Here is a 7,548-nt window from a genome sequence, read left to right as displayed (position 1 = left end):
CTATGAGCCTATGAGCCTATGATAAATTTTCAAACCGTTTTTTGCAATACAAAATTCGGCATTTTGTCAAAAAAAAACTACAAAAGTAGTTTTTTTAACTAAAATTTATAAATATTGCTTTTCGTCCTGCCCTTCAACGCTTGCAAACAGCTCCACAAGGTTTTTTGCCGGACTGTTGTTTATTTTTTGCAGAAGAACTTCTTCAATTTGAAAAAATCCAACGTCAGCGCTCATGTGCACTTCGATTTTTATCGGCTTTTCTTTGCCTTGAAGAATTTTTACTTTTTCGATCGAATTTGCAGAATACTTGTGAATATCGCCAACAGACGGTTTTGAATTCATTTCCATAGGAATTCGCGCGCGTCCCTTTGTCATGTCGCAACCGTCGGCAATAAGAATCAGGCCGGCTTCTATAGAATGAATTTTTCTTGTTCCCATGTGGCCAAGAATTCCTTCAAGAGCCATGGAACGGATTATAACCCGTCGGTTCAAGTCTTTTGATTCTGGAAGCACAGTTTTTAAAATTCTTTCTATCATATTGAATGCAAGAATTCCTGAATAAAGCTCATGGTCCTGTCTGCCGATCGTCATTCCAAAATCGTGAAAAAAACTTGCAATTACAACTGCCGTTACGCTGTCAGAAAAACTTCCGGCATTCTCATTTTCGAGGCTGGTCTTTATGCCGCAAGTATAGAGAATTTTAAGCATTTTGAGCGCGTTGCGGCAAACTGTGCGCATATGAACAGGCCCATGGTCGTTAAAGCCAAGCCGGACAATCGAAACAGTATTTGCATAATCCTGAATCGCCTGCACTTCTTCATCGTTGATTAAAATTTCGATTACTTTGAGCGGAAGCTCGTCTTTTTCGGGTGTAAGCTCAATTATTTCTTTTGCAAGCTGAACCAATTTTTGGTCAACCGACATTTCTTTTACAGATTTCATAATGACATTATAACATTAAAAAAAGGTTAAAATTTCATTTGTATAAAATTTTAACCTTTTTTTTAACAAAATCTAATATTTTTTATTCAATTTTTGCGGCAGGGATTGGAGTACCGCCGAAGGCGTCGTTTTGCTTTGCAAAACGATGGAGCGCAAAGACGCGGAAGTACGGAAAGCTTGCCAGAATACAAAAATTACAGATAATCTGCCAGGTCGTAGATCAGTTTTTCGGTTTTTTCCCAGCCAAGACAAGGATCGGTGATTGATTTTCCATAAACTCCGTCGCCAATTGCCTGCGCGCCGTCTTCGAGATAACTTTCAATCATAAGTCCTTTTACAATTTTTTTTATGTCTTCAGACGAATGGCAGCTATGGATTACGTCTTTTGAAATTCTTATCTGCTCGAGATATTTTTTGCCGGAATTTGAATGGTTGCAGTCTACGATTACAGCAGGATTTTGAAGCTTTGATTCGGCATAAGCGTCAATCAGCGCGCGCAAATCTTCGTAATGATAATTTGCATGAGCCCGGCCGTAAGCATCTACATATCCGCGCAAAATTGCATGCGCGAGGGGATTTCCGTCTGTCGTTACTTCCCAGCCACGGTACAAGAATTTCTGATGCGCCTGAGCCGCTGTGATTGAATTCATCATTACGGAAATGTCGCCCGAAGTCGGGTTTTTCATTCCGACTGGAATTCCAACGCCGCTTCCGACAATTCTGTGCAGCTGGTCTTCGACTGAACGGGCGCCGACTGCAACGTAAGCGAGCAAGTCAGAAAGATAACGGTGATTTTCCGGATAGAGCATTTCTTCGGCGCATGTAAAGCCAGTTTCTTTTACAACGCGTGTGTGCATTTCGCGGATTGCAATAATTCCTGCAAGCATATCCTCGCCTTTTGTCGGGTCAGGCTGATGCAGCATGCCTTTATAGCCAGTTCCTTTTGTGCGCGGCTTGTTTGTGTATACGCGCGGAATAATAAAAATCTTGTCCTTAACCTTTTCCTGAACTTTTACAAGGCGGTTCATGTAGTCGAGAACGGCAGTTTCGTTGTCGGCAGAACATGGACCGATAATCAGCAAAAAGCGGCCGTCCTTGCCTTCAAAAATATTTTTTATAATCTGATCGCGTGCTTCTTTAATTTTTGCAACTTCTTCTCCGAGCGGAAACTGTTTTTTTAATTCAGCCGGAACTGGAAGCTTGCGAACAAAGTTCATCTGCATATCCATAAAATTTTCCTCCGCAAAAATCCGCGCAAATTCGGCAGATTCTTTCGTTTCTATTTATAGTAATTATAACAAAACGGCTATAAAAAATAAAGTAAATTTATAAACGTGTAAAAAGCTTTTTGAGCGCATTTTGCTACACCAACCGGTCAAATGCGTTTTTTTACAGACTTTTATTCAGATAATCCAGCGAATACTGCAATGCCAGGGCAGCGGCATACGCCAGACTTTCTTTTGCCAAGTCGAAATGCTCGTTGTGATGCGGCCAGCTGTTTTTTTCGCTGTCGGAAGAGCCTACATGGACATATGTTCCAGGAGCTTTTCTTGAATAATCTGCAAAATTATCTGAGCCAAAACGCTTTTCCAAGTCTGTAATTACATTTTCTGGCGCTGTGATTTTTTTTGCCGATTCTACAACTTCCGCGGCTGTCTCTTTTGGGTTTGTGCAAGGATCGCAAATGTCTTCAATTTCGACTTCTGCCCTGCCGCCAAATTCTTCTGCTGTATTTTTTGCAATTTTTTCAACCTTTTCTGCAAGTTTTTTGCGGCTTTCCGCGCTAAAAGTGCGGATTGTTCCTTCAATTTCGGCTTCGCCGGCGATTATGTTGTACGTTGTTCCAGAATGAATAGAACCGATTCCCAAAATTGCCCCTTCAACCGGCGAAATCACTCTCGAAACAACAGTATGAAGTTTTGCAACGGTTAGACTTGCAATAAAAACAGAATCTACTCCGTCCTGTGGTCTTGTAATATGGGCCGCTTTTCCGTGAATTTTGATTTTTATCCGGTCGCAGCTTGCCATGTCCGCTCCGGTTTTTACTCCGATTTTTCCAACTTCCATTCCTGCCTGAAAGTGAATTCCAAAAGTCCTGTCAACTTTGTCCAAAACGCCTGCTTCAATAATCTGTCTCGCGCCTTTGCCAATTTCTTCCGCGGCCTGAAAGCACAGAATAACTTTTCCAGAAAAATCCGCCTTGTGGTTTAGCAAAAGTCTTGCAGTTCCAAGAAGATAAGCTGCATGGCCGTCGTGCCCGCAAGCGTGCATAATTCCAGGATTTTGGCTTTTATATGGAACATTATTCTCTTCCTGAACAGGAAGAGCGTCTATGTCTGCCCTCAAAAAAAGGGTTTTGCCAGGGCGGCCGCTGTCAATTTCGGCAATTACGTTTGTCTGGCCAACCCTGTAAGGAGACAAACCTAAAGCTTTAAGTTCCTGTTCGATTCTATTGCAAGTTTCAAATTCTTTAAGGCCAAGTTCCGGATGCGAATGAAAATAGCAGCGCTGCTCCCACATATATTCCAAAAGGCTTTTTGCTTCTATAAAAGATGGTGAATTGTTTTCTGATTTTGCAGAATCTTCTTTTGACGATAAATTGTTCATTTTTTGCCTCCAATAAAGTTTGCAACGCAAACTTGTAAAAATAAAAACAGACGTTATTTTTGGCTGTTTTTATCTTACACTCCGCTTTACGCGCTTATACTTATATGAATAAAAAAATTTTTTCATATATTTTTCGTATAACCTATTGACATACTAGGTTTATTTGATGTATTTGTTATACATCGCTTTTACCTAGTTAGTCAATAGGTTAAAAAACAAAAAAGTGCTAGGGTATGGAACCGCGCCGGAGGCGGCCACTGGACTGAGCGGAGCGAAGGAAGCGGCTGGAGCGAAAGCGCAACGGTGGAACACCCGGCCTGAGCAAAGCGAAGGCAGCACCCAAAAAAAATGCAACTCACAGGAGGTTTTTATGAGAGTTACAAAATTATTTTTATTAACAGCTTTAATTATTTCCGGAGCAGCATTGATGGGCTGCACAAAAAAGGCTGAGCCTGGCAAAAATACGGATTCTGCAAAAAAAACGCTCACCTACAGCCGTTCGCAAGGCCCTTACACTGTGCTTTTTGAAAATGCGGTTAAACCGATTCTTGAAAAAAAAGGCTACACCTTAAAAGGCTACGATTATTCTGAGCTTTCTTTGGCGGACGATGCTGTAAATGGCGGCGATGTTGATTTTAACGTTGAGCAGCACACGGCTTACGCTCAAAACTACAACAAAGGAAATAACGGACATCTTGTTCCAATTACACCAATTCCGACAGTTCCTGCAAGCATGTTTTCGAGCCATTACAAATCCTTGGACGAAATTAAAAATATTAAAAAACCAAAAATTGCCGTTCCAAACGACCCGGCAAACACTGCCAGAGCTTATGTTCTGCTCCAGAAAATCGGCTGGATTACTTTGCGCGAAAATGTAAATCTTTCGACAGTCACAAGCGAAGATATTGCGTCAAATCCGTACAACATCCAGTTTACCGAAATGAAAAGCTTGAACATTCCTCAGGTTCAGGACGACTTTGACTTTGTAATAATTACAGGCTCAATCGTTTACAATGCCGGAATCGACGCCAGCACAGCGCTCGCAAAAGAAGATGTTCTTCCTCACTTGATTTTGCAGGTTGTTGTCCGCGAAGACAATGTAAACTCGCAGTGGGCAAAAGATTTGGTTGCCGCCTACCACAGCGCAGAATTTAAGGCTTATCTCGAAAAAACAAATTACGAAAACGGACTTTTCTGGATTCCAAAAGGATACGAATTCAATTAAAATTTGAAAAAAAATTAAGGGCGTTGCCGCCGCAAGCGGCGGCCGGGCTTTGCAGGGTTCCGGCTTTCGCCTGCATTTGCGGCTGCCTGCAACCGCAAACGGCTTTGCCGCCCTTTCAATCCCTAACGCAGAATCGCAGGAGTTTTTATGAAAAATATTATTGAATTTATAAATATCAGCAAAACTTTCAAATCCAAAGATTCCGAAGTTCACGCTCTAAAAAATATTTCGCTTTCTGTGCAAAAAGGCGACATTTTTGGAGTAATCGGTTTTTCTGGAGCCGGAAAATCAACTCTTGTGCGCATGATAAATGCTCTGGAAAAACCAACTTCGGGAAGCATAATTGTAAATGACGAAAATGTCCTTGAATTAAGAGGCGAAAACCTTCGCGGTTTTAGAAAAAATATCGGAATGATTTTTCAGCATTTTAATCTGCTCCAAAGCCGCACGGTTTTTCAAAATATTGCAATTCCGCTGGAACTTGAGCATTGGCCAAAATCAAAAATTACAGCCCGCGTAAACCAGCTTTTAAAATTTGTCGGGCTGGACGAAAAAGCAAATTCTTTTCCAAACGAACTTTCCGGCGGCCAAAAACAGCGCGTTGGAATTGCACGCGCTTTGACCCTCAATCCAGAAATTTTGCTCTGCGACGAAGCAACAAGCGCCTTAGACCCGCGAACCACAGATTCAATTTTGGAGCTTTTGCAAAAAATAAACAAAGATTTAAACGTTACAATTTTGATGATTACACACCAAATGAACGTAATTCAAAAAGTCTGCAATAAAGTTGCTGTTCTGGAAAAAGGCGAGCTTGTCGAAAGCGGAAATGTAATCGACGTGTTTGGAAATCCGCAAAAAGAAACTACTAAAGGTTTTATCCGGACTGTAATTAACGACCAGCTGCCGGAAAGTGTAAAAAGTTATTTACGAGATTACGACAAGCCTCAAAAAGTCGTTCGGTTGCGTTTTGACGGAAAAAACGCCGACAATCCGATTATGTCGCTTGCAATAAAAGAAACTGGCGTAAATATTTCGATTTTGTACGGAACTGTTACAGAACTTGAGGGAAAAGTTGTGGGTTTTCAGACAGTGCAGATTACTGGCGAAGAAAAACAATTAGCAGCAGCGGAAACATTTTTTAAGGAACACGGTGTTCCGGCAGTGGAGGTTAAATTATGATATTTGGAATCAGCGCTTCAAAAATCTGGCTCAGCATAGGGCAAACTGTCTATATGGTCGGAATTTCGCTTTTGGCAGGACTTTTAATCGCTTTTCCGCTTGCAATAATTCTTTTTTTAACGCGAAAAGGCGGAATAAAGCAAAATCAGATTATCTACAATATAATAAGCGCAATTATAAACATAATCCGTTCAGTTCCATTTATAATTTTGATTGTGTACATTATGCCGTTTACAAAAGCAATTGTCGGAACCCGCGTAGGCTCAACAGCAGCGCTTGTTCCTCTTACGGCATACATTGCTCCATATCTTGCGCGGCTCATAGAAAACGCGCTTTTTGAAACAGACAAGGGAATTATAGAAGCAAGCCAGGCGATGGGCGCAACAATTTTTCAGACGATTTTTAAATTTGTTCTGCCGGAAGCAAAAGGTTCAATTATCTTGGGAATTACGACAGGAACTGTTGGCTTGCTCGGAGCAACGGCAATGGCTGGGGCTGTCGGTGGCGGCGGAGTTGGCGATTTGGCTTTAACCTACGGTTATCAAAGATTTAACACGCCGTTAATGACAAGCACAGTTGTTATTTTGATTATTTTTGTTCAGATAATCCAGGTGATTGGAACTCGTTCTGCAAAAAAGCGTTAGCGTTGTGCAAGGCGGCAAGGCCGGCCGCCGCAGGCGGCTGGAGCGCAAGCGGAACCTGGAACATAGCGACGGCTTTAGCCGGAACGCCCGAATTTTATTTTTGATTCTGGCCGTTTACGTAAAGCTCCGGTTTATAATAATGCTCGCGCATTGCAAGCACGGCTTCTTCGAGTTTTTCGGATTTCATAAGATCGAGAATGTGCGCGTGCTGTGCGTAAATTGTTTTTAGGGCTTCCAGTTTGTTGTCAGAATAATAGGTCGAAATAAACGCCATCAAGGTTTCTTTGGCGTCATATTCTTTGACCAGCATTGAGTTGCCTACTCCTTCGATTATGCAGCGTTCAAAATCGTGCGTAATATCGATATATCCAACCGCATTGCCTTCGTCCAAAAGTTTCTTTTGTTTTTGAAGCTGAGCTTCGAGTTCAGGCAAAATTTTCGGCATTTTTCCACTGCGATAGCAAAAACGGTACGCGGCAACTACAAGAAAAAAAACAACCTGAAGAATTTCGTTTACCGTTTTTTTATCTGGATCGATTACAAAAAATCCCATATTGTGCTTGTATTCTATCAATCCCTCTTTTACAAGCAAGTTTATACTTTCGCGAATCGGCGTGTTGCTTACACCGAGAGTCCGGCAAAGCTCGTCAAGATTTATATTCTCGCCACGTTTAAAATCCTGATTTAAAATTCCATTTTTTAGATATTCATAAACCTGATCACGCAAACTAACTTTTTTAATCAAACCAGACACAGCTAACCCCCATTGGTTATTTGTATTATGCAAAATATGGCTTTATTTTAATATATCGTGCATTAAATTTCAAAGGAAATTAGCCTGAATGTCGAATTTTGAAAAGAACAGTCATTGCCGTGCTTGATACGCCAATCTAGTGTAGTTTTTCAGTAGATTATCGGGTCAAGCCCGATAATGACAGAAAAACAAATCTG

Annotated in this window: 7 protein-coding genes; 3 read left to right on the top strand and 4 right to left on the bottom strand. The window is 41.3% G+C overall.

All coding sequences use genetic code 11. From position 1 onward, the window contains the following. Positions 1 to 105: 105 nt before the first annotated feature. From B4N75_RS04635 to B4N75_RS04625, 3 genes are all read right to left on the bottom strand, one after another. Positions 106 to 942 (bottom strand): phosphohydrolase, encoded by an 837-nt coding sequence (locus tag B4N75_RS04635; protein WP_296667831.1) that lies wholly within the window; start codon positions 940 to 942, stop codon positions 106 to 108. 194 nt (positions 943 to 1,136) lie between these two features. Then, complete coding sequence (locus B4N75_RS04630; protein ID WP_296667832.1) at positions 1,137 to 2,171, bottom strand: 3-deoxy-7-phosphoheptulonate synthase; 1,035 nt, start codon at positions 2,169 to 2,171, stop codon at positions 1,137 to 1,139. Between the two features lie 160 nt (positions 2,172 to 2,331). Further along, positions 2,332 to 3,549 (bottom strand): M20 metallopeptidase family protein, encoded by a 1,218-nt coding sequence (locus B4N75_RS04625; protein WP_296667834.1) that lies wholly within the window; start codon positions 3,547 to 3,549, stop codon positions 2,332 to 2,334. 370 nt (positions 3,550 to 3,919) lie between these two features. Between B4N75_RS04625 and B4N75_RS04620 the strand changes: the two genes are divergently transcribed. From B4N75_RS04620 to B4N75_RS04610, 3 genes are all read left to right on the top strand, one after another. Beyond that, entirely contained in the window at positions 3,920 to 4,774 is an 855-nt protein-coding gene (locus B4N75_RS04620; RefSeq protein ID WP_296667836.1) for a MetQ/NlpA family ABC transporter substrate-binding protein, read from the top strand. 147 nt (positions 4,775 to 4,921) lie between these two features. Next, positions 4,922 to 5,953, top strand: coding sequence for a methionine ABC transporter ATP-binding protein (locus B4N75_RS04615; protein ID WP_296024913.1), 1,032 nt, complete (start codon positions 4,922 to 4,924; stop codon positions 5,951 to 5,953). Further along, entirely contained in the window at positions 5,950 to 6,597 is a 648-nt protein-coding gene (locus B4N75_RS04610; protein ID WP_296024911.1) for a methionine ABC transporter permease, read from the top strand. Before B4N75_RS04615 ends, B4N75_RS04610 begins: the two co-directional genes overlap by 4 nt. 94 nt (positions 6,598 to 6,691) lie before the next feature. Here the strand turns inward: B4N75_RS04610 and B4N75_RS04605 are convergent, their stop codons facing one another. Further along, positions 6,692 to 7,351, bottom strand: coding sequence for a GntR family transcriptional regulator (locus tag B4N75_RS04605; protein WP_296667839.1), 660 nt, complete (start codon positions 7,349 to 7,351; stop codon positions 6,692 to 6,694). Positions 7,352 to 7,548 lie beyond the last annotated feature (197 nt).

Source organism: Treponema sp. UBA7570 (genome assembly GCA_002477955.1).
Lineage (GTDB): Bacteria > Spirochaetota > Spirochaetia > Treponematales > Treponemataceae > Treponema_D.
This window is presented reverse-complemented; position numbering and strand designations above follow the sequence as displayed.

Bases quoted from the DNA above. Each gene is read 5' to 3' on its own strand.
- B4N75_RS04615 (WP_296024913.1), top strand. From the start codon at position 4,922: ATGAAAAATATTATTGAATTTATAAATATCAGCAAAACTTTCAAATCC.
- B4N75_RS04630 (WP_296667832.1), bottom strand. From the start codon at position 2,171: ATGGATATGCAGATGAACTTTGTTCGCAAGCTTCCAGTTCCGGCTGAA.
- B4N75_RS04635 (WP_296667831.1), bottom strand. From the start codon at position 942: ATGAAATCTGTAAAAGAAATGTCGGTTGACCAAAAATTGGTTCAGCTT.
- B4N75_RS04620 (WP_296667836.1), top strand. From the start codon at position 3,920: ATGAGAGTTACAAAATTATTTTTATTAACAGCTTTAATTATTTCCGGA.
- B4N75_RS04625 (WP_296667834.1), bottom strand. From the start codon at position 3,549: ATGAACAATTTATCGTCAAAAGAAGATTCTGCAAAATCAGAAAACAAT.
- B4N75_RS04610 (WP_296024911.1), top strand. From the start codon at position 5,950: ATGATATTTGGAATCAGCGCTTCAAAAATCTGGCTCAGCATAGGGCAA.